We start from the raw sequence: 24,888 nt of genomic DNA, 5'->3' as shown, positions 1-24,888 counted from the left end.
CTTAAAATACAGCTTATTCTGCTATTCCAGATTCTTCAAACATGTCTTCAAATTTTCTAACCCTAGGATTTAAAGGTCCTTTTAATAAATATCCTAGAAGTATAAATACCAATCCCATTATGGTTAAAATAGCAAAATCTAAAATCACAGTACTTACTAAAGGTCCTGCTATAGCTTCCCTATACCCTGATATAGCATAAGTAAATGGGAAAGTTGGTTGAATTATTCTAAAGAATAATGGATCTACTTGTATAGGATATGATCCACCACTACCTGCTAATTGTAAAACCATAAGTATAATAGCTAAGGCTTTACCTAGGTTTCCAAAGACAGACATAAGCGTAAATACAATTATAGTGAACACAGCTGAAGCAAACATTGATACAAAAATTAATAATGCTGTATTTACTGTTTGAACTCCTAAAAGGAACTTATCCCCAAAGGCTACTATGAACCCTTGTAGTATTCCTAAGCTTACGAAAGTTAACATCTTTCCAAAATGTCTTTCTCTTAAATTTATATTCTCACTACCTTCAAATTCAGCTGACTCTGTTTTTAATAATGATATTAATATTAATGAACCAACCCATAGGGCTAATACTGAATATATTGGCGCCATTCCTGAGCCATAGTTAGCTACTTTGTATATTGCATCTACCTCTATATTAAATGGATTTGCAATAAAATCTCCCATAAATTCTGGATTACTTTGTAGTATTCCAACTATTTTTCCAAGATCATCATCACTAACATCTTGAAGTTTTGAACTTAATTCACTTATAACACCTGAAAATTCTTCTAAACTATTTTTTAATTTTTCTGATGTTGAATTTGCAAGCTGAGATCCTTGATTAGCTGTACTTAATAAATTATTTATTTGATCAACTAAACCATTTGCTTTTCCTAATAAATCTGATGCCCCTTTAGTAGCAGTAACAAGTCCATCAGCAATTGTATTTAAAGCCGGTCTTGTATCATTATCAAATCTATTTAAAGAATTATCTACTTGCCCTTCTATTTTCTTAGTTAAATCACTTATTGAACTAAGAAGTCCTTTATCTACATTTTGACCACTATTAACTTTGCTTTGTAAATCATTAAGCTTAGTTTTCTCTTCTGCTAAGGAATTTTGAACATTTTTTAATGAAGTTATCATATTAGCTATCTTTTCATTAGCAATTTTTTTATTAATAGCATCTAAAAAGTTAATTACAGCTGTAACACTATTATCAACTTTATCTATTTCATTAATAGATTTACTTATTAGTGCATTAATCTTAGCAGAACTTGCATCATTAGCCATTGAAGATAAATCATCTAAATTACTTTGTACCTTATCTAATGATGTTTGTGATTCACTTAAGTTTAACCTTATATTATCAAAGGTACTATTTAAAGATTCTTTAGAAGTATTTATTAAACTACCAGTATTCTGAGCATTCTGAGATATATTATTTAAACCACTTGTTATTGATGGCATGGTACTTTGAACTTCTTTTAAATATGTGCTTAAATTTGATGAGTTACTATTTATATTGTTAAGCATATTTTTAATAGCACTCATATTTTTATCTATAGCTATTATAGAATTTTTTAACTTAATAATATTATCTTTATTTTTATCTACATCATATCCTAAATCATTTAATGAAGAAAATGCTGTCTCATTAACAGTAGTTATAAAATTTGATGTTATTTGATTTACAAGAGTACTTTGTGCAACTCCTGTTATTTTACCTGCAACAGGGTTAGCTTTTGTGTTAACCTTGTATATTATTTCAGGCTTTGTAGGATTTTCAGATAAAACACTAGTTAAGTCTTCAGAAAAATCTTCTGGAATCTCTATCATTGCATAATAGGTACCATCTATTAATCCCCTATCTGCTTTTTTCGTATCAACAAATTTCCACCCAATGGCATGATTATTCTTTAATTCATCAATCACTTCATTACCTATGTTCATTTCTTTCCCATTGAATGAAGCCCCTTTATCATTATTTACTACAGCAATGGGAACGCTGCTAGTATTTTCATAAGGATCCCAACATGCCGCTATATTTACCCATGCGTAAAGTGATGGTATAAAGCATATTCCACCTATTATTAAAAGTGCTATCGGATTTTTTATTATTGCTTTCACATCTCTCTTAAACACTTTTAAAATGTTACTCCACTTCATTTAAACACCTCCATTTAATAAAGCTAAAATAAACACATCCCCCTATGTCCTATCTTAAAATTATAAATTTAAAAAGACTTAAAAACTCTTAATTACTATAGTATCAAAAATTAGTTTACAAATAAACCTTTTTGATAGTATTTTATAGATTTTTCTTAATTTATCGTTTTCAAATTACATTGTATTAATTAATTTATTAAATCATTATGTTCTTATTATATATCAATATAATTAATTGATTCCTTTTCTTAAATATTAATTATTTAATCTTAAATAGAATTAAACCTAATTATATTAGTTAAATTCCAAAATAAAAAGGAACATACTAATATGTTCCTTATTGCTGTTTAATTAAATTTTTTTAACGAATTCTGATTTTAAGCTCATAGCTCCAAATCCATCTATTTTACAATCTATGTTGTGATCTCCTTCAACTAGACGTATGTTCTTAACTTTTGTACCCTTTTTTAAAGCTGATGAAGCACCTTTTACTTTAAGGTCTTTTATTATAGTTACAGTATCTCCATCTTGAAGTATATTTCCGTTTGAGTCTTTAACTACTAATACATCCTCATCTGCATTTTCACTTCCTGGAGTCCACTCATAAGCACATTCTGGGCAAACTAAAAGACTTCCATCTTCATAAGTGTATTCTGAATTACATTTAGGGCAATTTGGTAATTTATCCATTATACATATCCTCCGTTCATTAACTAAATTCTCCTTAGTATAAATATTGATTTATACATATAGGGATTTACTTATAGGCTTATATAATATCATAGTCTAATAATAATGACAAATTTTAAGCTTTTTAAAGATAAATTGCTATAATCTTCTAAAATATTGACTAATAATAGAATATATTATAATTTGCTAAATTTTAAAGTTTTTATTCTTATTTTAAGATCCTGATAAAACACTTCCATCTGAGCTAACCACAAAAAGTTCTGAGTTATTACTATCCCCATTCTTTTTAACAATTACTTGATAAACCTTTGCCCCATTTATATCTGTATATTCTTGAAAATTTTCATATGTATTATTAGGATTATCTCCTATTTCTTTTTTTACAAGTTCAACAGCCTTCTCAAAAGTAAATTTTCCATTTACCTTTTCCACTTCTTCCTTTGTAACTTTTGAACTAGCTTCTTCATATATTTTATTAGCTCTAGCTTCTTGATTAGGTAACATATAATTTCCTCTAATTAACTTGCTCATAAATACTTTCGCTTCAAAGTATTTACCTGAATCATAAAGTTTTTGTCCTTCATTTATCTCATCATTTATTTTTTTCGCAAAGTAAAATCTATCTTTCTCATATTCAACCTTGGCTAAAACATCTTTATCTGTTATGGTTTCATATAATCTTATGGCTTCATCAAAATCTTCTCTATTATAAGCATCACGAGCTTTATAGAATATTGTATATTTATCATTTACTTCTTGTTCTTCTGGCTTTTTATTACTATCTTCTTTATTAGAACTATCTTTTTCATTATTTTCTTTGCTTTCTTCTAAATCGCCTGTATTATTTTCTTCTTTTTCATCTTTATTATTTTGATCTTTTTCACTACTAATATGCTCTTCCTTTTCAGCAACACTCTCTTGTTTTTCCTTAAAATAGTTATTATTTAAAACTATTCCTGTAGTTGTTCCTCCAATTAATATTAAACCTATTATAGCTGTAATTATTAGCTTTTTCCTCATTTTTCCCCCTAAACCAACTTATTTATATTACAAATTATTACCTTAAATTATACTATTAGCAATATAAAAAAACTATATAAAAATTAAGTTAAATTTGTAAAAAATAAAGGATTACTTAATTAGTAATCCTCTACTTTTAAGCTTTTACAGCTACTATTAAATTTCTATTTATTGATTGATCTACTCTATGTAAATAATTATGATAAGATGTTTCATCAAGAACTTTAAATCCATTTTCCTCTAAAGCAATAGCTACCTCATCATATTTCATAGTAAATTCATTGTATGAAAGTACTAAACTTCCTTTAGTTTTTAATGCATTATGCCATGCTGGAATCGCTTCTTTTAAAAGCCCTAGTGGACTTCTTTCCATAAGAGAATTTCTATCATTCTTACTTCCATGCTGAACCCCATAAGGTAAATCAGATATTATAATATCACAAGATTTTTTCTTAATAAGAAGATCTGCTTTTCTAGTATCTGAATTAAATAACTGGAATGATTGAACATCTCCTGAATTAAAAGCATTCTTTTCTGCTGCGGCAGTTAAATTAAACACATTAGCTATTTTCTTCTTTTTAGAATCTGACACCTTAGATTTTTCAACTTTATGCTTAAACTTTCCTTCTTTTAAAAATCTAACAACATAAGTTTGAATCTCTTGAGTCCATTGCTCATTTATCTCTATTCCTTTAACATCAAACCCTCTTATGAATCCTTCATATAAAGTTGTACCTTTACCACACATAGGATCTAATAAAGTTATCTTTTTACTTCCTGTTTTACAAGCACTTAAAGCTAAATTTACCATAAGTCTAGTAAATTGCTCATTTGTCTTTCCATTATATTTTAATATTTGAACCATACTTTCAGGGAATGTATGAAAATCTGGGACACTAATAGGTCTTAAAAGATTTCCCTCTACTATTTCAAATAAGGCATAATAAATTGATGAAAAACTTAATGCTTTAAAGTCTTCTTCCTTAAGCTCTCTATTAGTACTAAAGCATATTGATGCTGGAAGACCTAAATTCCCTTCTCCAATCTCCTTTATCTCCATATCATAAGCATCTGCAATTGCTTGTAATTCTGAAACTGCAATCTTAAGCGCTGTATCAAAATAAATACGATTATGACCTGGATTTGCAAGTATCGCATATTTGCTCATAAAAAAATCCTCACTTATTCTTATCTTTTAATTCTATTTTTTATCCATAATATTATAACATCACACACTTCAAATATTAATAAAAAAATGGGATACTTTTAAATAAAAGTATCCCATTTTTTATTATCTTATTTCATCTAAAAAGCTATTCATAATTTCGTTATTCTCACTTGTTAAAACCAAAGTATCATTAGGCTTAATTATTGTAAAACCTTTTGGAATAACAACTTTATTATCTCTTTTTATCATAACAATTAAAATCTCATCTGGAATTTCTGAATCCATAATAGCTTTATTTACAACCTTATTATTTTCTCCAACTTTAACTTCAAAAATGTAATCTTTTATATTATTTTTCATATTATCTTCATGGTTATCATCTTCATAACATATTAAATCTAGCTTCTTTGCAAACCAAGGTATTAACGTTCCCTGAATTGCTACTGAGAATAATGCTATAAAAAATATAATATGAAAAATATCATTTTCAATAGCTGAGGTCTTAGTAATTGCATATATTGCAAAAACTAATGAACCTGCCCCTCTAAGTCCAACCCAAGATATAAACATCTGCTCTTTAATTGGAACTTTAAACCAACTTAATATAGTAAAGACTGCTATAGGTCTGCCTACTAATATTAAAAATATTGAAATAGCTATTCCCTCAAATGCTATGCTTGGTAATTGTGATGGAAAGGCTAAAAGTCCTAACATGAAAAATAAAATTATTTGCATTATCCATGATAATCCATCAAAAAAATGATTCAAACTCTTCTTATGAGGTATTTTTGAATTTCCCATTACTATACCAGCAATAAATACACTTAAATAACCATTTCCACCTAAGAATTCACTTATTGAATAAGCTAAAATAGCTACAGTTATAGTAAAAATAGGATATAAACCCTCAATTTCAAATTCCACTTTTCTTAATATAAAAACTGCAAGTTTTGATAGAAATAATCCTACTGTCACTCCAAAAACTATTTGTTTAAAAATCATTCCTAAAAGACCAATACCTACTGATTCATTACTAGTAATAAAAATTAACATAACACTTGTCAGCATGTATGCCGTTGGATCATTACTACCACTTTCAAACTCTACTAATGTATCAATATTATTTTTTAATTTTAAATTCCTTGAACGAAGAATAGATATAACTGAAGCAGCATCTGTAGAAGCAACAATACATCCTAATAATAAACCCTCAAATATACTTGTTTTTAATACAAAATGACAAAACAATCCTGTAAGTCCTGCTGTTATTATAACACCTAGTGTAGATAACATAATTGAAGGTATAGCTACAGACCTTGCTTTTTTCCATTCAGTACAAAAACCACCATAAAACATTATAAATACTAACGCTATAGATGATAAAGAATAAGTAATATTATAGTTATCAAAATATATACCACCAATTCCATCAGATCCAAATAACATTCCTATTATAATAAATACTAAAAGTACAGGCACACCCCATTTATAGAAAATTTTACTAGATATTATACATGTAAGTAGTACTATACCACTTAGTATCATTAGATTAACCATAATAAATCACCCCCTTAAGCTCTTAATCACAAGCTAATCATATTTATATTATAAACTTAATTTCTAAATTTCTGTTTATCTTAATATAGAAATCTTAAGATTTTATGTGTTTTATTAAAATATAACAATTAAATATTTTAAAACTTTTTATGGTTACAAAAATTTATTGATGTAATTCAAAAAATCATAATAAAAACTGCCATTAATTAAATTAATAGCAGTTTTTATTAATTAAAATATTTAAATTTAATTTTACATAATTTTATTTGGAATTACAGCATCTATTATTCCTATAACTACAGCAGCCAGTAATGCTCCTATAATTGAAACTCCCATGTTTGGAACTAAGAATTGAGTTAAATATATTATTATTGCAGCTATTATAAAACCTTTTATTCCTTTCCCAAATGGTGATGCATCAACACCCATAAATAATTCTACTAAATAATCTAACACTGATATTACGACAGCAGCTAATAAAAATGACCATAGTCCATGTATTGAAAATCCTGGAGTTACAAATGATGTTATTACTAATACTATGGCAACTAAAACAAATCTTCCTATCCACTTTAATATGCTACCATCACTATTTTGTTTTCTATAACTTTCATTTCCCATAAGATTACCTCCTTCTATAAATTGATCCTTTGTAAAGTGCTACTCATTTTTAATCTTAATAGCTTTCTTTACATTTATATGTTGACCACTATATGAAATAATATTCCTATTAAAAATTTTAATTTAAGAGTTTTAAAATTATAATATTAAATATTTACTAATTGTTGATTAAACAAATTTAAGATCTACTTAAATTCATATAAAGTGTATGAATTTAATATATTTTATTAAGATACATATTATAAAGATAAATTTTATATTTATCTTAGTATTATCACAACTTTTTTTTGAAAATTCACATTAAATATATAAAATTTTATAATAAAGTATTTATCTTTTATCTATTATATTTTTTATGATTTATTAGACTATATACTACTCTTTATTTTTAATTTATTAATTGTAATCTTATTATTAAAATTACTTTAAATAATATAAATCCCCTTTTATTTCTGTTGAAAAAACTTTTTAAAAGTTATATCATTATTTGTAATTAATATTAACAAATAATTTTTATCAATATGGGAGGTGTATAAATGAAAAAATATTTTAACTTAGCAACTTTTTATTTAATTTTAGGACTAGCTATGGGTGTATTTTATAGGGAATTTACAAAGATTAATGGATTTGAAGGAAAAACATCACTATCAATTATTCATACTCATATCTTAACTTTTGGATTTATATTTTTTATTTTAGTTTTACTTTTAGAGAAGAACTTTAAGTTATCCCAAAATAAAAATTTTAAAAAATGGTGTATTTTTTATAATATTTCATTAATATACTTAGTAGTTACATTTACTATTAGGGGAACATTTCAAGTATTAGGTCATGATTTTGTAGGTTTAAATCATATATCTGGTCTTTCACATGTTCTTTTAAGTATAGCTTTGATATGGTTTACAATTATATGTAATAAAGCTATAAAAAATTGATAATCACTTACTAATATATTTAAATAAAAATAAGGAAGAAGCTAAATTAACTTCTTCCTTACATTAATTTAATAATAATTATATTATCTCTTTTTCTTTAGGAATAATCCTCCAAGTAAAGATGTTAGTCCTAGCATGCCCATAGAAGCTGCATTAACAGGTGCACCTGTTTGAGGTAGTTCTTCTTTTATTTCCTCATCTCCTGGTTTTTGTTCTTCACCTGGCTTTTGCTCTTCACCTGGTTTTTGCTCATCTCCTGGTTTTTGTTCTTCACCTGGCTTTTGCTCTTCACTTGGTTTTTGCTCATCTCCTGGCTTTTGTTCTTCACCTGGCTTTTGCTCTTCACCTGGTTTTTGCTCATCTCCTGGTTTTTGTTCTTCACCTGGCTTTTGCTCTTCACTTGGTTTTTGCTCATCTCCTGGCTTTTGTTCTTCACCTGGCTTTTGCTCTTCACCTGGTTTTTGTTCATCTCCTGGTTTTTGTTCATCTCCTGGCTTTTGTTCATCTCCTGGCTTTTGCTCTTCACCTGGTTTTTGTTCATCTCCTGGTTTTTGTTCATCTCCTGGCTTTTGTTCATCTCCTGGCTTTTGCTCTTCACCTGGTTTTTGTTCATCTCCTGGTTTTTGTTCATCTCCTGGCTTTTGCTCTTCTGTAGGATTATCAGAGTTTTCCACCTTAGAAAATGTTATTTTTATTGAGTTTGCTTGGTCTCCCCAGAATGTATAGTCAAAGTATCCATTCTTAGCTAAGCTTTCTACTGCTGATGCTGCATTGTCTTTTGTTAAGACAATTCCATTAACTTCTACTTTGTCTACTTTGTATCCTTCTGCTGGGTTAACTGTTACTCTTACTTCTTCTCCAGTCTTTACTAATACGTCTCCTCCAGTTAGAGTTTGACCATTTATTTCTACTGATCCATTTCCTTCTGTTGTTACATTTAGTATTGTTTGATTAGTTTCAAGCTTAGCAAATGTTATTTTTATTGAGTTTGCTTGGTCTCCCCAGAATGTATAGTCAAAGTATCCATTCTTAGCTAAGCTTTCTACTGCTGATGCTGCATTGTCTTTTGTTAAGACAATTCCATTAACTTCTACTTTATCTAATTTATATCCCTCTGCTGGATTTACTTTTACTCTTACTTCTTCTCCAGTCTTTACTAATACGTCTCCACCAGTTAGCTCTTGGTTATTTAGTACTACTGTTCCTTTTCCCTCAGTTGTTACATTTATAACTGTTTCCTTAGCTTCAACCTTAGCAAATGTTACTTTTATTGAGTTTGCTTGATCTCCCCAGAATGTATAGTCAAAATATCCATTCTTAGCTAAGCTTTCTACTGCTGATGCTGCATTATCTTTTGTTAAGATAATTCCATTAACTTCTACTTTATCTAATTTATATCCTGCTGCTGGATTTACTTTTACTCTTACTGATTCACCAGGTTTTACTGATACATCTCCACCAGTTAAAGTTTGTCCATTTATTTCTACTGATCCATTTCCTTCTGTTGTTACATTTAGTATTGTTTGATTAGTTTCAACTTTAGAAAATGTTACTTTTATTGAGTTTGCTTGATCTCCCCAGAATGTATAGTCAAAATATCCATTCTTAGCTAAGCTTTCTACCGCTGATGCTGCATTGTCTTTTGTTAAGACAATTCCATTAACTTCTACTTTGTCTACTTTGTATCCTTCTGCTGGATTTACTTTTACTCTTACTGATTCACCAGTTTTTACTAATACGTCTCCTCCAGTTAGAGTTTGACCATTTATTTCTACTGATCCATTTCCTTCTGTTGTTACTTTTAATGTTGTTTGATTAGTTTCAACTTTAGCAAATGTTACTTTTACTGAGTTTGCTTGATCTCCCCAGAATGTATAGTCAAAATATCCATTAGCTAAGCTTTCCATTGCTGATGGTGCATTGTCTTTTGTTAATACTACACCATTAACTTCTACCTTATCTAATTCATATCCTTCTGATGGATTTACTTTTACTCTTACTGATTCACCAGTTTTTACTGATACATCTCCACCAGTTAAAGTTTGTCCATTTATTTCTACTGATCCTTTTCCTTCTGTTGTTACATTTAGTATTGTTTGATTAGTTTCAACCTTAGCAAATGTTACTTTTATTGAGTTTGCTTGGTCTCCCCAGAATGTATAATCAAAATATCCATTAGCTAAGCTTTCCATTGCTGATGGTGCATTGTCTTTTGTTAATACTACACCATTAACTTCTACCTTATCTAATTCATATCCTTCTGCTGGATTTACATTTACTCTTACTGATTCACCAGCTTTTACTGATACATCTCCACCAGTTAAAGTTTGGCCATTTATTGCTACTGTTCCTTTTCCTTCAGTTATAACCTTTAATGAAGCATAGTTTGACTCTTGAACTTCTATTCTATTTTCAACTGTATCAACTATATCTTGTGCATATACAGTTTCCATCCCCTGAGCTGATAATGCAACTATCAGCGCCATTATAAGCTTTTTTTCATAAAAAAACCCCTCCATTTACTTATTTTTTATTAATTTTATCACCACCATTGTTTACTATTCAATTACTTTAATGTTAGTTATTCCTAAATTATTTTTAATATTTATAAAATTTTAATTAATATATAAATATAAAATTATAAAAATTTACAAAATAATAAAAATATTATTTTAATAAATATAGTGTATTTTAAAAAAGACCGCCTTCTATAATTAATCCTAATTTTGAGCATATCTAATCAAATCTACTGGATTACTTCTATTGAAGTACCTTTTATACCTAAATATACATATTCACAACTTGAATCATTACATACTCCAATTGACTCTACTATTAAATTTTCTACATATATATCAATATCTATATTCTTCATATAAATCATGTTTATCACAGTAGTCTCTTAATATCTTTCTTTGCACTTATATGTTGACTACTATATGAAATAATATTCCTAATAAAACTTAAATTAAATTGTAAGAACTTAAATTATAATAATATTTATAATAAATTTCTTGATTTTAATTATGAAAAAGTTGAAATTCTCTCTTTAAAATCACAAATATAATTATCTCTTCATAAAATAACTAGTATTATAAATACCTAAGGAGTGTCTAATGAATCCATATTGTGATAATAGTATAAACTTTGAAAAGTTACCAAAGAAATTCCCACCTCAACATCAATCAGTTCAACCTGGAATAGAATCAATAATGGTTCCTAGTCCTATATTTGATAATCCTGATTATAAGGGCAGTGAAAAATTAAAAGGAAAATCAGTTCTTATTACTGGTGGTGATAGTGGAATTGGTAGAGCAGTTTCTATAGCATTTGCAAAAGAAGGAGCAAATATTGTAATCTCTTATCTTTACGAAAATGATGATGCTGAAACCACAAAGAAATATGTAGAAAAATATGGTGGAAAATGCTACTTAGTTCCTGGTGATATTTCTAATAAAAACTTCTGTGAAAAATTAGTTAGATTTACAGTGGAAACTTTAGGTGGGATAGATGTTTTAATAAATAATGCTGGAGTTCAATTCCCTCAAAATAATATAAACTGTATTTCACAAGAGCAACTTGAATTAACCTTTAAAATAAATATTTTCTCAATGTTCTATCTTACACAAGAAGCTTTAAAATACATGAAAAGAGGAAGTACAATAGTAAATACTACCTCTGTTACTGCTTACCAAGGCAAGGAAAATCTTATAGATTACTCCTCAACCAAAGGTGCTGTAGTTACCTTTACAAGATCACTTTCACAATCAATCGTTAAAAATGGAATAAGAGTTAACGCAGTAGCTCCAGGTCCTATTTGGACTCCTCTTATAGTATCAAGTTTTTCAGAGGAAGAAGTAGCTCGTTTTGGATCTGATGTCCCAATGAAACGTGCTGGTCAACCTTTTGAACTCGCACCAGCATATGTCTACTTAGCATCTGATGATTCCTCCTACGTAACAGGACAAGTTCTTCATGTAAATGGTGGAACTATGGTAGATAGTTAAAAACTTTATATTAAAAAAAGCCTGTTTTTATTTAAAACAGGCTTTTTTTAATTCTATTTATGGTACGTTTCTCCGTATCAGTATTAAGTGAGGTTTTTATAATATTTTTACATAAAAAAAGGTTGTAGTTTAAACCACAACCTATAATAATCTAAAATTATCTTCTATTTTGCTCTTTTTTAGCTCTTCTACAAGATATACATCTTGTTGGCTCATTTTCAAATCCTTTTTCTTTGTAGAATTCTTGCTCTCCTACTGAAAATATGAATTCACTTCCGCAATCTCTGCATTTTAATGTTTTATCTGACATAAACATTCCTCCTAAAATTAAAGATTCTAAATGGATATATAATCTCTAATTTTGAGAACTATTTATCTAAATGAAACTTTTTTTGTTAGCTACTCTGCTACTATTTTAGTATAACATAGTACTTAACTATTTACAACCTTTTATATTTATTTTTTTTAATTATTTAAAATTAATACATTTTTTTCTATATAACTATATCTAAATTCAACACCTTTAATCGAATATTTCTTAACATAAAAGAAAAAGGAATACCCTTAATAGGTACTCATCCTTATTTTACTAGATATTCAACTAGTTTATCATTTATATTAAGTTTTATTTAGTCTATTTCTCTTAATTCATTTTAATCTATTTAAAGTAAAAATATCCATTATTTGTGATAAGGTTCATTCTTCATAATTCTAAATGCTCTATAAACTTGTTCTAATAACATTACTCTAAATAATTGATGGGGAAATGTCATTTTTGAAAAGCATAATTTGTAATCAGCTCTTTTTATTACTTCTTGTGATAAACCAAGGCTTCCTCCAATTACAAAGGTAATATTTGAATTTCCCATAACTCCACAATTCTCTATATACTTTGAAAATTTCTCAGAAGTTATTTCATTACCTTTTAAATCCATAGCAATTACATGCATATTATCCTTTATTTTTGAAAGTATTAACTTACCTTCTTTTTCTTTTATTTGAAGCTCCTCTTTTTCTGAAGCATTATCTGGTGTTTTCTCATCAGGAAGTTCTATTATTTCTAATTTGCAATATCTACTTAATCTTTTTGAATACTCATCTATAGCTTGCTTTAAATACTTTTCCTTTAGTTTCCCTACTGAAATAACTGTTATATTCATCTTTCGCCCTCCTAGTTTTAACTACCAATAATATTACCATAAAGTAAAGCTCTTAGTAATCCTATAAAATACCCTATACCTCTTATTAATAATTCATAATTAGTGAGATATATAAATGAGTTATTAATTTTTAGTACATGGTCTTAATAAATTTTAAATACCATAATATTTTAAAACTAAAATATTAATTTTTATATATAAAAAAGACTATGCAAGATATATTCTTACATAGTCTTTTAAACTTTTTATAGCATATGCATTGCAGCTCCTGTAAAGAATGGTATTAACCAAATTACCCAAACAATTATACTAAATTTGTGGAATTTAGCTATCATATTTTTATCTTTCTTTACTAAAACTACAGTTGCCCAGATAGCATGTACTAACATTAATATTAATGCTGCTCCACCTGTTATTGTGTGGAAACTAAAGTTTATTCCCCCAGCTATCTTTTCCATAGCTCCAGTTCCTGTAGTATCACAAATTAGACCTAAGTAGAAAAATGCTAAGTGCCATAGTTTTAAAGTTTTTTGAATCTTTTCAGACCAAACACCTATACTATAAAATAATAGTGCTAAATTCATAAATATTATTGCTATAATTAATTCTTTTGACATTACTTTCATCTCCTTTTTTATTTGAACCATGTTCATATTATAATACCATTGTATTCTACTTACAATTTAGTAATATTAATTTCTTAATAAAAAGACTTTATTAATTTTCAAAATTTAATAATTGCAAAGCAATACATTTAATAATAATTATTTACAAATTATCATTCTGTATCAAATTCAGATTTATAAAAAAAGTAAGAACATTTTTACATGTTCTTACTTGTAAATTTTAATATCCTAATTCTTCATTTAAAAATATTACATGTATTCTATTTGAATTACTTTGACTTCTGATTAAAGTATATTCTCTACATATCTTTTCTGGACTTTTACAATCCATGCAATTTCCCACCTTAGCACAAGGTGTTTTCTTATTTAATCTTTTTGCATTAGCAGGAGCTGAAATCCTTCTATTTCTTTGTATAGCTTCACTTAAATTTTCAACAATTTTATTATATCCTGCTACAATTATGACCTTATCTGGTCCATAAAGCATAGCTGCTACTCTGTTTCCATTACCATCAACATTATATATTTCACCCTCTTCAGTAATTGCATTTGTACTTGTGAAATATACATCTGATGAAAAGGCACCTCTGTATATCTTTTTTATATCTTCAGGTTTTAACCCCTCTTTATATCTATCTAAAAATTCATATCTTCCACTTCTAAGATGATCTATAACTCCAGCTTCAAATAAGGACATAGAGCCTCCGCAAGCTACTATATCTCCACTATTAGTTAATTCTTCTATCTTACTTATAAGTTCTTCTTTTGAATTTACTAAATATCCATTCATATTATTTTCTTCTAAAGCTTTTATAACTTTATTAATTCTACATTCTCTTAACCACATAACATTCTTATCCATAATATAAACTCACCCAAAATAATTAATACTTAAATTATATCATATTAAAATCTTAAAAAAGCACATAAAAAAGAGGTAGACTAGGTCTACCTATTCAAAAAATTAATTATTTTCCACAACACTTTTTATATTTCTTTCCACTTCCACATGGACATGGTTCATTTCTTCCAACTTTAACTTCTTCATTTCTTACAGTTTTTGAATCTCTGTATCTGAATTGGATTTCTCTTCTCTTTTCTCCTGAGAATATAGCATCCCATTGAGGTAAGTTAAATAAGTAATCTGCTTTTGCATCTAACATATTATAGTATAAATTTTCAAAGTCTATATCAAATGATAATTCTGTATTGCTTTCAACTTTTTCTAAGTCATATGGAGTTTTTAAACTATCGTTTATTCCATCTACGAATCCCATTACAAACTCTTCTGTTGTACCGTATTCTTTAGCTAAATCTGCAATTGTAGCTTTCTTAACTTCTTTGTGATTAGCTAATAAATCTTTGTATATTTTAGTTTCTACATCACTATATTCTTTCCAGAATGCAGCTTCTCCCTTAACCTTAACATATTCTACAACCATGTCTGTCCATTGCTTATATAAACTCATACTTCCTTCTCCTTTTTAATCAACTTTATATCAAAATTATAATAATTTAGACAATATATTTCAATATTTTACTAATTAATAAACATATAAAATATATATTTTTAATACATATGAAATTATTTGTTTACATTTTTACAAATTCCCTAATTATTTATCTTTAAATTAGGTATATCTTCTTTTCCGAAAGGTTTACTAATGTCAAAATTACCACCTAATGAATCAACCATTTGATTATCAACAAGTATATTAATCTTATTAATACTTGGTATTTGGGTTATTGTAGCTATTATACCTTCTAAGGTTGCCTGTTCTTTAGTTGCACTCATATTTACAATAGCTTCTTTGCTTAAATTTATGATTGCAATATCATCTTTTATATCAAAAGATAATAATTTAGTATCCTTAGGTAATATAGGAGCTAAACTTCCCTTTTGAGATGGCCCTTGAATAAGAGCTTGTATTAAATACTGCCCTAAAATTTCATCACCATCAACAAGTATTTCTTGTTGCTCTATTTTAGGATTTTGTTCATCCTTAGTTCCATCAAAGTATAAAGATAAATCAATATCTCCTATTAAATCATTAGCTATTGTTTTTACCCTCTCATTATTGTTAGCTGCTAACTTATCCATTTTTATGCTGTCACATCCAACTAACAAAAAAGATGATAGAATTAATAAAATCATCCCTTTTTTCATATAAATTCCCCTTACTTAAAAACTTATATAACTACTTGGTTTATGTCTATCTGCTAACTTAAGCTCTAAATCTTTCCCTATGTTAATTTTATGTGCATTTAATACATTAATAACAGCTTGTTCAGCTAATTCTGGCACATTATTAGTATTGCTTAAATGACCTAATATTATTTTTCTATGCTTATCATGCTTCATTATATCAACGATAGCTTTTCCGCAATCTTCATTAGATAAATGTCCAACCTCACTAAGTACCCTTCTTTTTAGTTCATAAGGGTATGGTCCAAACTTAACCATCTGTACATCATGATTTGATTCTAATAAAATAACTTCAGATTCTCTAATATTTCTTAATATTTCCTCTGTAAATGTTCCAATATCAGTCGCAATACTTGCACTTTTTCCTTTGTGCTTTATAGTATAACCTGTTGAAGCCACAGAATCGTGTGGAGTATTAAAAGATGTTATATCTAAATCATTTAAACTCATGGTGCTTCTCTTAGGCATAATTTTTATATTTTCTTCTTTTATTTTTCCTAGGGATTTCTCCATGGCTTTCCAAGTAAGCTCATTTGCATATATAGGTATATTAAATTTTCTTGATAATATACCTGCTCCTTTTATATGGTCACTATGCTCATGGGTTATGAAAATACCATCAATCTCATTTGGATTTTGACCTACTTCTTGTAAACCATCTATTATTTTTTTGCCTGATAATCCTGCATCAATTAGTATTTTAGTTTTTTTTGAACCTACTAATATGCTATTACCACTGCTTCCACTATATAGTGAACAAAAAATCATATATTTCCCCCATTTATTGTTCTTATTTTCTGACTATATCAGCACCAAGCATTCTGAACTTTTCTTCTATATGAGGGTATCCTCTATCTATGTGTTCAATACTTGTTATTTCTGTAACTCCATCAGAAATTAAACCTGCGATAACCATTGCAGCTCCTGCTCTTAAGTCAGTAGCCTTAACAACAGCCCCTGTAAGTCTATCTACACCATCTATAATAGCTGATCTTCCTTCAACTTTTATAGTAGCTCCCATTTTTTTAAGTTCATCTACATGCTTATGTCTATTTTCCCATATAGTTTCAACTATTATACTTCTACCTTTAGCTGTAGATAGTAGAGTACACATTGGTTGTTGAACGTCTGTTGGGAATCCTGGATATGGAGCAGTTTTTAAATTTACTCCTTTTAAATCTCCATCAACATAAACTCTAACACTATCGTCTCCCTCTTCTACTTTAGCTCCCATTTCTAAAAGCTTAGCTGAAATTGATTCTAAGTGCTTTGGTATAACATTTTGAATTGTTACGTCTCCTCTTGTAGCTGCCGCTGCTATCATAAATGTTCCTGCTTCTATTTGATCAGGTACAACACTATAATTACAGCCTTTTAATTCCTTAACACCTTTGATTCTTATGACATCCGTCCCTGCCCCTTTAACATTAGCTCCCATAGCATTTAAAAAGTTTGCTACGTCTACTACGTGTGGCTCTCTTGCAGCATTTTCTAACACTGTAGTTCCTTCTGCTAAAGTTGCCGCTATCATAAGGTTTATAGTAGCTCCAACACTTACTACGTCAAAGAATATATTTGTTCCTATTAATTTTTCTGCCATTATATTTACAGCACCATGCTCTATTGAAACCTTAGCTCCTAGTGCTTCAAATCCTTTTATATGTTGGTCAATAGGTCTAACTCCTATTGGACAACCTCCTGGAAGTTCAACTTTAGCCTCTTTAAAACGTGCTAAAAGTGCTCCTATGAAATAATAAGAAGCTCTCATTTTTCTTACATCATTTCCACAAGCTTCTACAGTTTTTATTTCTTCAGCATTTATCTTTAATGTGTTATTATCCAATTTTTCAACATTACATCCTAATGATCTAATTATTCTCTCTAAGCAATGTACATCAGCTATATCTGGTACATTATCAATAATACATTCACCTTTGCTAGCTAGTATAGCTGCCGGTAATATAGCTACGGCAGCATTTTTAGCTCCGTTTATTTCTATAGATCCCTTTAAAGCTTTACCGCCATTTATAATTAATCTATTCATACAATTCACCCTTGCTAATTTTTTATATGTATACAATTACCATTTTCTTCTTTTTTATTCTTGTTTAGTTAAAATTTTTATTTCGATTAACCATATTTAAACTGGCTAAACCGTGAAATTTAAAGTATTACTCATAATTTTCATTATATCATAATAAGCTAATATTTAAAGATTTTTTTTATTGTTTACTTTTAAAATTTACCCAATTTATATTGTCTAAAAATACTTTTTATTCTGAAATTTCTCTCTTATTATTTTTTTTAAAAATTCTATATGTTATAATTTATAACAAAGTTTGTATTTATTTGGAACAAACTAATATTCAAGAGAGGTTTTGTTATGAAATATTATTTAGTAGCATTGTTTGATGAGGAGTCTTGTAAATCCCTTGAATCAATTCAAAGAGGTTTATTAAGAAAATACAAATTACCAAGAAATCATATAAGTTTACACATTCCTCTTGAAACAATTGATAACCCCAATCTAGATAAACTAGATGAAGTGGTCCTTAAATTAATCAAACCTTATAAGAAATTTAAGATAGAGTTAACTGGTAGTGCTGAGTTTAATGAAAGTACTAATAAAGCTCTAAACTTACAAATCGAAAACAAAGGTTATATTAAAAAAATTCATAGATTATTCAATGATATGTTAAAGTTACATGGTTTTAATGTTAGGGAGCGTGTTGACTCTCCTCTATACATACCTATAAACACCCCTAACTTTAAAGAAAATCATAAAAAGAATAATACGCAACCTACTGTTTTTAACTTAAGAGAATCTTCTCAAAAGAACATATTAAAAATTTCTAAAATAGAACTTTGGAGATTTCAAAATAACAAAAGAGAAATCCCTGTAAAATCATACGATCTAAGAAATTACTAAATAATTTATATTGTGTCTATTTATATTAATATTTATATGACATATATTCAATTAACTTAGGTTAAAATAATTGTAAATTAACATTTCGTAACTTTTTAGATTTGTATTCGTTTTCGCTCCTTTTCAATTGTGAAAAGATTCTGTAAAATTAACTAGTAAGCATTTTTTGCTTAAGAAGATAGGGGGATATACTCATGGAGTTAGATAATTTTTTTATTCAACAAGATAAGTTTAACAAGGAACTTGTTATCGATAGTAATTTAAATAACTATAAAGTTACCACTAGAATGTACTTAGCGCTTCAAGTTAAAATAAGCGAATTAGCTGATGAAACAAAATGTTTTATTTATTGGAACGATAGCAATAAATCTAAAGTTTCAAAACAATTAGTTTTAGAAAAATATATCGATTGTTTAAAACAAATCCTTACTATAGGCTTAAATAAAAATTATACTTGCTTAAAGAAATTAATAGTTAAACCAAATGATTATTGTTTAAGCGATCAATTTTTAACTTTACTTATAGATGTAAATGACTTAATAATATCTCCATCTATTGATCACTATAAAACATTATTTGAAGATTTTATAAGCTTAGGAATAAGCTTAGGTTTTTCAATAAATCAAATAGAAGAAATTTTTTTCAAAAATGATTGTTGTAAGATAGCTCTCTAAAATTTAGAGAGTTATTTTTTTATTTGTGGAAATACTAAGCTTGAGGTGATTTATTATGCTTGGTATTATTTTAGCAATTATTTCTGGAGCAGCAATGAGTATCCAAGGAGTTTTTAACACAAGAGTTTCAGAAAAGATAGGTGTTTGGGAAACAAATACCATAGTTCAAGGTTCTGCTTTTGTTTTAGCACTGCTTATTATGCTTATGCTAAGAAATGGTAATTACTCTGAACTTCGTTCTGTAAACAAAATATATCTACTAGGAGGAGCAATTGGTGTTGTTATAACCTATACTGTTATGGCTGCTGTAGGAACCTTAGGACCAACCTTTGGTATATCAATAATCTTAATATCCCAACTCTTAACAGCAGGAATAATAGATGCTTTTGCCCTTTTTGATAGTGAAAAAATCAGATTTGCTGCCCATAATTATTTAGGAATAATATTAATGATAGTTGGAATTATCATTTTTAAATGGAAAAGTTAATACATTGTCAAAATCATACTCCCATTCATATATTATAAAATAATAAATAATATGGGAGTATTTATTATGTTTTCAATAAAACAAAAATTGGATAGCAATCTAAAAATTTATATAAATCGCTCTTATTATACGAATTATAGAGTTCTTATAAAATGCAAAAAATTTATGGAAGATATAACAAAGAAAATACCTAAGCTTAGAGGTATTGTTATAAGAGAAATTAAGTCATTAAATTTGATTTGCGCTATTCTTACACCAAAAGCTATTAATAGGTTAATTGAATATCCTGAGGTAGAATTTATTTCTTTTGATGACCATGCTATACTTTGTGGGCTTAGTATAGGTACTGCTAATAGAATTGCCACCAATAAATCTTTTAATTTTACTGGCAAGAATGTATCTATTGGTTTAATTGATAGTGGAGTCTATCCTCATCAAGATCTAACAAATCCTACAAACAAAATAGATATGTTTTTAGATTTATTAAACAACTATTCTTATCCTTATGATGATAATGGACATGGAACTGCTTTAAGTGGGATTATATGTGGAAGTGGATATTCATCAAAGCTTGTTTTTAGAGGAATTGCAGAAAACACCAAAATATCTTGTATAAAGGCCTTTGATGCTAATGGAAAGGGCTATGTTTCAGATATACTTTTCGCCATTGAAACTCTTATAAATCAAGAGAATAATCCTATAAGAGTTTTATGTTTACCTTTTGAACTTACTAGCCATAATATTAAAATATCAGATTACTTTAACGAACTTTTTAAGTTAGCAGTTAGTAAAAATATTATTCCTGTTGTCCCTTCTGGAAGTATAGAAGGAGATAACACTATTCAAGGCTTAGCATTATCTCCTTGGTGTATAACAGTTGGTGGTATAGATTCTACAAAGACACCAACAACAACTTTTAAATTTTCTTCATCTGGAAATTCTAATGTGAAAAAACCAGATTTTTGTGCAGCCTGTGCTAATATAATGTGCTTAAACTCAGATAAAAAATATATTTCTGAAAGAAATGGAATAAAACTATATCCTCATAAATTAGATAGTAGTTACACAGTCTTTCAAGGAACCTCCTTAGCCTGTGCCTACATATCTGGAGTATGTGCACTACTTTTAGAGGCCAAGCCAGAACTAAATTACAAGGATTTATGTTCTTTATTAAAAATAGCTTCTAATAATAAATATGAACTACCTTCTGATTCTGTTGGAGAAGGAGTCATAGATTTATCATTTTTACTTGAAAATATTTAAAACTAACTTATATAATCTACAGGATTAATAGGATTACCCTTATATATAAGTTCTAAATGCAGGTGAGGCCCCGTACTTCTTCCAGTACTTCCAACCTTGGCAATAGTCTCACCTTTTTTCACTTCTTTCCCCAGCTCAGTTAATATATAACTAGCATGAGCATAAAGAGTTTCTGTATTATCATCGTGCTTTATCTTAACCATATTGCCATATATATCGTCATACCCAACAAAACTTACTACACCATCACAAGCTGCTCCTATTGGTGTTCCACTAGGAACCGCTATATCAACTCCTCTATGGCCTCCTCTACTCTTTTCTCCAAAGACAGATGTTATAACTCCACCTCTAGTTGGATGAGCTAAAAATGCCATATTTGAGTTAATTGGATTTTTTATTCCCTTATATATTTTTGTACTCTCAGCTTCTTTCAAAACTGATTCAGATATTATTTCACTTTCTGATTCTTTTCCATTTACAAATGTTACTTTCTTTTTAACCTTTTTCTCTCCCCATTTTCCTTCTTCAATAGTATTTTCTCCTAAATACTTGTCTTCTAGTTTTATAACTTCAACTGCTGGCTCTATTGATGCAATTTCATCAATTTCAGCTTCAATAGTTACATCTAGCAAAGGTTCCTCTAAAATATCATTAGCAAGCATTATCTTTGAAGTTATATCCTCTACTGAACTTAAATCTTTAGATTGAATCATATTCTTTTTTAAATCTATTTTTGTATCAAAATTTACTTCTTTAACTAAAACTCCTTTTTCAGAAGCCTTATCTATGTATGTTTGTTTTATTTTATTTAAAACAGTTTCAACTGTATCAGGATTTCCTATATACCCTATAACCTTGTTATTTAGAGATAATTCATAAGCCTCCACATAAACATTAGCCATACAAGGCATATTTACAAAAATAAGTTTTTCACTTCCCATTCTTGGGTATAAAGAATTAGCAAAAACATTAGTTTTAACTGTACAAAATAAAATAATTAAGGTAATTAGAAAAACTTTAATAAAGTTTCTCCCCTCACCCTCTGAAATACTCATATTGGTAATTCTCCTTTTAATAAAAATTTTAGTATAAATTTAAACACGTAAATTAATGTTTCCACTTAACAAAAAATTATTCATGTAAATAAAATATTTTTTGCAATTTATAGAAGCCTCCTTTATTGTTATAGAAAAGACACTTTGATATAATTAAACATAGTCTATTTTTTATTTATATACATTTTAAAATTTAGACTATTTATAAATCTAGAAAGGTGGTTATTTTTTGAGTACTTTTATGTTAAAAAACTCAGCCACTAAGTTTACTCCTGTTAGTAATGTATTCCTAGAAGAATATATGCCTAAAGCTCGTGGAGAATTTATTAAGGTTTATTTATTATTGCTAAAATATAATTTCACTGGAGAACCTGGAGTTAACTCTTCAATTTTAGCAACAAACTTAAATCTTTTAGAATCAGATATAATGAATGCTCTTAATTATTGGCATGACGAAGGTGTTATAAAACTAGTTCCTATAGATAAAATGAATAACTTTAAAATAGAATTTTTAGACTTATCAGAAGGTAATCATTCATCAAGTCAAAACTCTGTTGATTTATTATCAGCCCTTGATGAAAATAACACTAAGGATATGCTCAAAGATATAGAAAAGCTTATATGTCGTCCTTTATCCACAAAGGAAATGACAACTTATCTTTCTTGGCAAACAGAGCTTAATTTTTCCTCAGAGCTTATATTAATACTAATAGAGTACTGTGTATCTAAGGGTAAAAAAGATGTTAGATACATAGAGACAGTGGCTCTTGGATGGCATAATGCCGGAATAAAATCAATAGAGGAAGCTCAAGCTTATATAACTAAAACAGAAGACAAATGGGTTAAAATAAGAAAAATTCTTAAGTATTTAGGAATTCAAAATACCGAAATAATGAAGCCACAGGAAACTATGATGGAAAAGTGGCTTTTAACTTATAACTTCTCTGTTGAGTTAATACTTAAGGCTTGCGATATATGCTTTGAACGTTTAAACAGAGCTGATTTTAAATATATAGATGGTATCTTAGGTAAATGGTTTAAAGATGGTATAAAAACGCTTGATGATGTGGCAAAAAAAGATATTAAAAAGACATCTAGTATTAAAAAACCATTTAACAAAAATAATTCAGCTCCAATTCAAAAGAAACCAGCTAGAGAAGCAAACTTTACCCAAAGAGATTATGACTATGATTCCTTAGAAAAACAATTGTTAGGATGGGATATTGAATGATTAAAGGTTATAAAAGTCAATTGATGGATATGTATGAAAAAATCCGTCAAAAAGAAAAATCAAATCTAGCTAATAGACAAAAAGAGTTAAAAGAAAAGCTACCTCAAGTTTTTGAGTATGAAAGAGAAATAAATAAGCTTTCTTTAAAACTTTCAATGCTTGCTTTAAGAAAACATGAAAAAGAAAGTTTTGAAAAATTAAAAAAAGAAATTGAAAATCTTAGAGATGAGAAAGATCAACTACTTGCTATGAGTGGATATCCAAAAGATTATTTAGATATGCATTATACCTGTCAATCTTGCAAAGATACAGGATATATAGGTACTAAAAAATGTATTTGTTATAAGAAAAAACTTGTAGACATATACTATGAGAATTCTCACATGGCTGATGCTTTAAAACTAAATAATTTTTCAAAATTTGATATAAATGTTTTTTCTCCTTTAAACAATGGTAATGAAAAGTATTCTCCAAGAGAAAATATGCAAATAATCATTGATAAGATGGTTAATGGATATATCCCTAAATTTGATAAGCATAATGAAAATATACTTTTCTATGGTAGTCCTGGAACTGGAAAAACATTTTTAACTTATTGCATAGCTAAAGAATTATTAGATAATGGATTTCTTGTCGTTTATAGAACATCTGATGAACTTATTAGAAATCTTAGAGAAATACGATTTAATAATGATCATGAATTAGAAGATTTGCTTATAAATTGTGACTTACTTGTTATAGATGACTTAGGTGCAGAACAAATAACTGATTTCTCTACAACTGAGTTATTTACCCTTCTAAACAAAAAAATATTATTAAATAAAAAGATGATTATATCTACAAATTTAAATCTTCCTGAATTGAAGCAAGCTTATGCAGAAAGAATAACTTCTAGATTGCTAGGAAACTTTCTTCTATTTAAAACTTACGGAGATGACATAAGAATAAAGAAAAATCTTCAAAAAAGAAAAAATACACCTTATCTTACTTAAAAGATAAGGTGTACTTTTTTGCATAAATAAATTAAATGGCGAATTACTCTCTAAAAGAATAAAAAAAAACTTCAGTTTAACTGAAGTT

25 protein-coding genes are annotated in these 24,888 nt (G+C 28.0%); 8 read left to right on the top strand and 17 right to left on the bottom strand.

Translation table 11 applies throughout. The annotated features are described in order from the left end of the window. Positions 1–13 precede the first annotated feature (13 nt). The 6 genes from I6G60_RS02040 to I6G60_RS02015 all read right to left on the bottom strand — a co-directional run bounded on the left by I6G60_RS02040 (position 14) and on the right by I6G60_RS02015 (position 7,235). Positions 14–2,179: a YhgE/Pip domain-containing protein gene (locus I6G60_RS02040; protein ID WP_011591179.1), complete on the bottom strand. Its 2,166-nt coding sequence runs from the start codon at positions 2,177–2,179 to the stop codon at positions 14–16. A gap of 351 nt (positions 2,180–2,530) precedes the next feature. Beyond that, entirely contained in the window at positions 2,531–2,869 is a 339-nt protein-coding gene (locus I6G60_RS02035) for a zinc ribbon domain-containing protein YjdM (RefSeq protein ID WP_003456718.1), read from the bottom strand. A 213-nt stretch (positions 2,870–3,082) separates the two neighbouring features. Then, positions 3,083–3,889, bottom strand: coding sequence for a hypothetical protein (locus I6G60_RS02030; RefSeq protein ID WP_003456862.1), 807 nt, complete (start codon positions 3,887–3,889; stop codon positions 3,083–3,085). 136 nt (positions 3,890–4,025) lie between these two features. Next, positions 4,026–5,057 carry a TRM11 family SAM-dependent methyltransferase gene (locus I6G60_RS02025; protein WP_003456679.1) on the bottom strand — a complete coding sequence of 344 codons (1,032 nt, stop codon included), beginning with the start codon at positions 5,055–5,057 and terminating at the stop codon, positions 4,026–4,028. 123 nt (positions 5,058–5,180) lie between these two features. Then, positions 5,181–6,614 (bottom strand): potassium/proton antiporter, encoded by a 1,434-nt coding sequence (locus tag I6G60_RS02020; RefSeq protein WP_003482523.1) that lies wholly within the window; start codon positions 6,612–6,614, stop codon positions 5,181–5,183. Between the two features lie 252 nt (positions 6,615–6,866). Beyond that, positions 6,867–7,235, bottom strand: a complete 369-nt coding sequence (locus I6G60_RS02015) for a phage holin family protein (protein ID WP_003456828.1) — start codon at positions 7,233–7,235, stop codon at positions 6,867–6,869. A gap of 536 nt (positions 7,236–7,771) precedes the next feature. On the opposite strand from I6G60_RS02015, the gene I6G60_RS02010 reads away from it, so the two are divergent. After that, a complete protein-coding gene (locus tag I6G60_RS02010; protein ID WP_003456879.1) occupies positions 7,772–8,170 on the top strand; it encodes a DUF2871 domain-containing protein in 399 nt (132 codons plus the stop codon). Between the two features lie 83 nt (positions 8,171–8,253). Here the strand turns inward: I6G60_RS02010 and I6G60_RS02005 are convergent, their stop codons facing one another. Both I6G60_RS02005 and I6G60_RS02000 read right to left on the bottom strand, forming a co-directional pair. Further along, positions 8,254–10,656: an InlB B-repeat-containing protein gene (locus I6G60_RS02005; protein WP_223932483.1), complete on the bottom strand. Its 2,403-nt coding sequence runs from the start codon at positions 10,654–10,656 to the stop codon at positions 8,254–8,256. Between the two features lie 260 nt (positions 10,657–10,916). Next, on the bottom strand, positions 10,917–11,063 hold the full coding sequence (locus tag I6G60_RS02000) for a hypothetical protein (RefSeq protein WP_003456797.1): 147 nt from the start codon (positions 11,061–11,063) through the stop codon (positions 10,917–10,919). A 223-nt stretch (positions 11,064–11,286) separates the two neighbouring features. On the opposite strand from I6G60_RS02000, the gene I6G60_RS01995 reads away from it, so the two are divergent. Then, entirely contained in the window at positions 11,287–12,177 is an 891-nt protein-coding gene (locus I6G60_RS01995; protein ID WP_011591181.1) for an SDR family oxidoreductase, read from the top strand. Positions 12,178–12,334: 157 nt separating this feature from the next. Here the strand turns inward: I6G60_RS01995 and I6G60_RS01990 are convergent, their stop codons facing one another. The 8 genes from I6G60_RS01990 to I6G60_RS01955 all read right to left on the bottom strand — a co-directional run bounded on the left by I6G60_RS01990 (position 12,335) and on the right by I6G60_RS01955 (position 18,213). Then, positions 12,335–12,487: a zinc-ribbon domain-containing protein gene (locus I6G60_RS01990; protein WP_003479385.1), complete on the bottom strand. Its 153-nt coding sequence runs from the start codon at positions 12,485–12,487 to the stop codon at positions 12,335–12,337. 370 nt (positions 12,488–12,857) lie between these two features. Next, positions 12,858–13,337 (bottom strand): 23S rRNA (pseudouridine(1915)-N(3))-methyltransferase RlmH, encoded by a 480-nt coding sequence (rlmH, locus tag I6G60_RS01985; protein WP_003456814.1) that lies wholly within the window; start codon positions 13,335–13,337, stop codon positions 12,858–12,860. Between the two features lie 245 nt (positions 13,338–13,582). Continuing rightward, positions 13,583–13,954 carry an HsmA family protein gene (locus tag I6G60_RS01980; RefSeq protein ID WP_011591182.1) on the bottom strand — a complete coding sequence of 124 codons (372 nt, stop codon included), beginning with the start codon at positions 13,952–13,954 and terminating at the stop codon, positions 13,583–13,585. Positions 13,955–14,183: 229 nt separating this feature from the next. Then, entirely contained in the window at positions 14,184–14,825 is a 642-nt protein-coding gene (locus tag I6G60_RS01975) for a lactate utilization protein (protein ID WP_003456852.1), read from the bottom strand. 106 nt (positions 14,826–14,931) lie between these two features. Further along, a complete protein-coding gene (locus I6G60_RS01970; protein WP_003456869.1) occupies positions 14,932–15,432 on the bottom strand; it encodes an SEC-C metal-binding domain-containing protein in 501 nt (166 codons plus the stop codon). A 143-nt stretch (positions 15,433–15,575) separates the two neighbouring features. After that, positions 15,576–16,130, bottom strand: a complete 555-nt coding sequence (locus tag I6G60_RS01965) for a GerMN domain-containing protein (protein ID WP_003456832.1) — start codon at positions 16,128–16,130, stop codon at positions 15,576–15,578. Between the two features lie 15 nt (positions 16,131–16,145). Next, positions 16,146–16,937: an MBL fold metallo-hydrolase gene (locus I6G60_RS01960; protein WP_011591183.1), complete on the bottom strand. Its 792-nt coding sequence runs from the start codon at positions 16,935–16,937 to the stop codon at positions 16,146–16,148. Between the two features lie 22 nt (positions 16,938–16,959). After that, positions 16,960–18,213, bottom strand: a complete 1,254-nt coding sequence (locus tag I6G60_RS01955) for a UDP-N-acetylglucosamine 1-carboxyvinyltransferase (RefSeq protein WP_003456772.1) — start codon at positions 18,211–18,213, stop codon at positions 16,960–16,962. 339 nt (positions 18,214–18,552) lie between these two features. Between I6G60_RS01955 and I6G60_RS01950 the strand changes: the two genes are divergently transcribed. From I6G60_RS01950 to I6G60_RS01935, 4 genes are all read left to right on the top strand, one after another. Then, positions 18,553–19,098, top strand: a complete 546-nt coding sequence (locus I6G60_RS01950) for a 2'-5' RNA ligase family protein (RefSeq protein ID WP_003475852.1) — start codon at positions 18,553–18,555, stop codon at positions 19,096–19,098. Between the two features lie 194 nt (positions 19,099–19,292). Further along, on the top strand, positions 19,293–19,772 hold the full coding sequence (locus I6G60_RS01945; RefSeq protein WP_061429369.1) for a dUTP diphosphatase: 480 nt from the start codon (positions 19,293–19,295) through the stop codon (positions 19,770–19,772). A 55-nt stretch (positions 19,773–19,827) separates the two neighbouring features. Beyond that, a complete protein-coding gene (locus tag I6G60_RS01940) occupies positions 19,828–20,259 on the top strand; it encodes a DMT family transporter (protein ID WP_003456757.1) in 432 nt (143 codons plus the stop codon). Between the two features lie 66 nt (positions 20,260–20,325). Continuing rightward, the gene (locus tag I6G60_RS01935) at positions 20,326–21,522 is read left to right on the top strand and encodes a S8 family serine peptidase (RefSeq protein WP_004456928.1); all 1,197 of its coding nucleotides are present in this window, start codon (positions 20,326–20,328) and stop codon (positions 21,520–21,522) included. 2 nt (positions 21,523–21,524) lie between these two features. Here I6G60_RS01935 and I6G60_RS01930 read toward each other — a convergent pair whose 3' ends face one another. Beyond that, positions 21,525–22,577 carry a M23 family metallopeptidase gene (locus I6G60_RS01930; protein WP_011010989.1) on the bottom strand — a complete coding sequence of 351 codons (1,053 nt, stop codon included), beginning with the start codon at positions 22,575–22,577 and terminating at the stop codon, positions 21,525–21,527. A 229-nt stretch (positions 22,578–22,806) separates the two neighbouring features. Between I6G60_RS01930 and I6G60_RS01925 the strand changes: the two genes are divergently transcribed. Both I6G60_RS01925 and I6G60_RS01920 read left to right on the top strand, forming a co-directional pair. Next, complete coding sequence (locus tag I6G60_RS01925; RefSeq protein ID WP_003456897.1) at positions 22,807–23,808, top strand: DnaD domain protein; 1,002 nt, start codon at positions 22,807–22,809, stop codon at positions 23,806–23,808. Next, positions 23,805–24,800, top strand: a complete 996-nt coding sequence (locus I6G60_RS01920; RefSeq protein ID WP_003456704.1) for an ATP-binding protein — start codon at positions 23,805–23,807, stop codon at positions 24,798–24,800. The genes I6G60_RS01925 and I6G60_RS01920 overlap by 4 nt, the downstream gene beginning before the upstream one ends. Positions 24,801–24,888: the final 88 nt, after the last annotated feature.

The organism is Clostridium perfringens (genome assembly GCF_016027375.1).
GTDB lineage: Bacteria > Bacillota > Clostridia > Clostridiales > Clostridiaceae > Sarcina > Sarcina perfringens.
The sequence above is the reverse complement of the archived record's forward strand: the minus strand, read 5'-3'. Positions and strand labels throughout refer to the sequence as shown.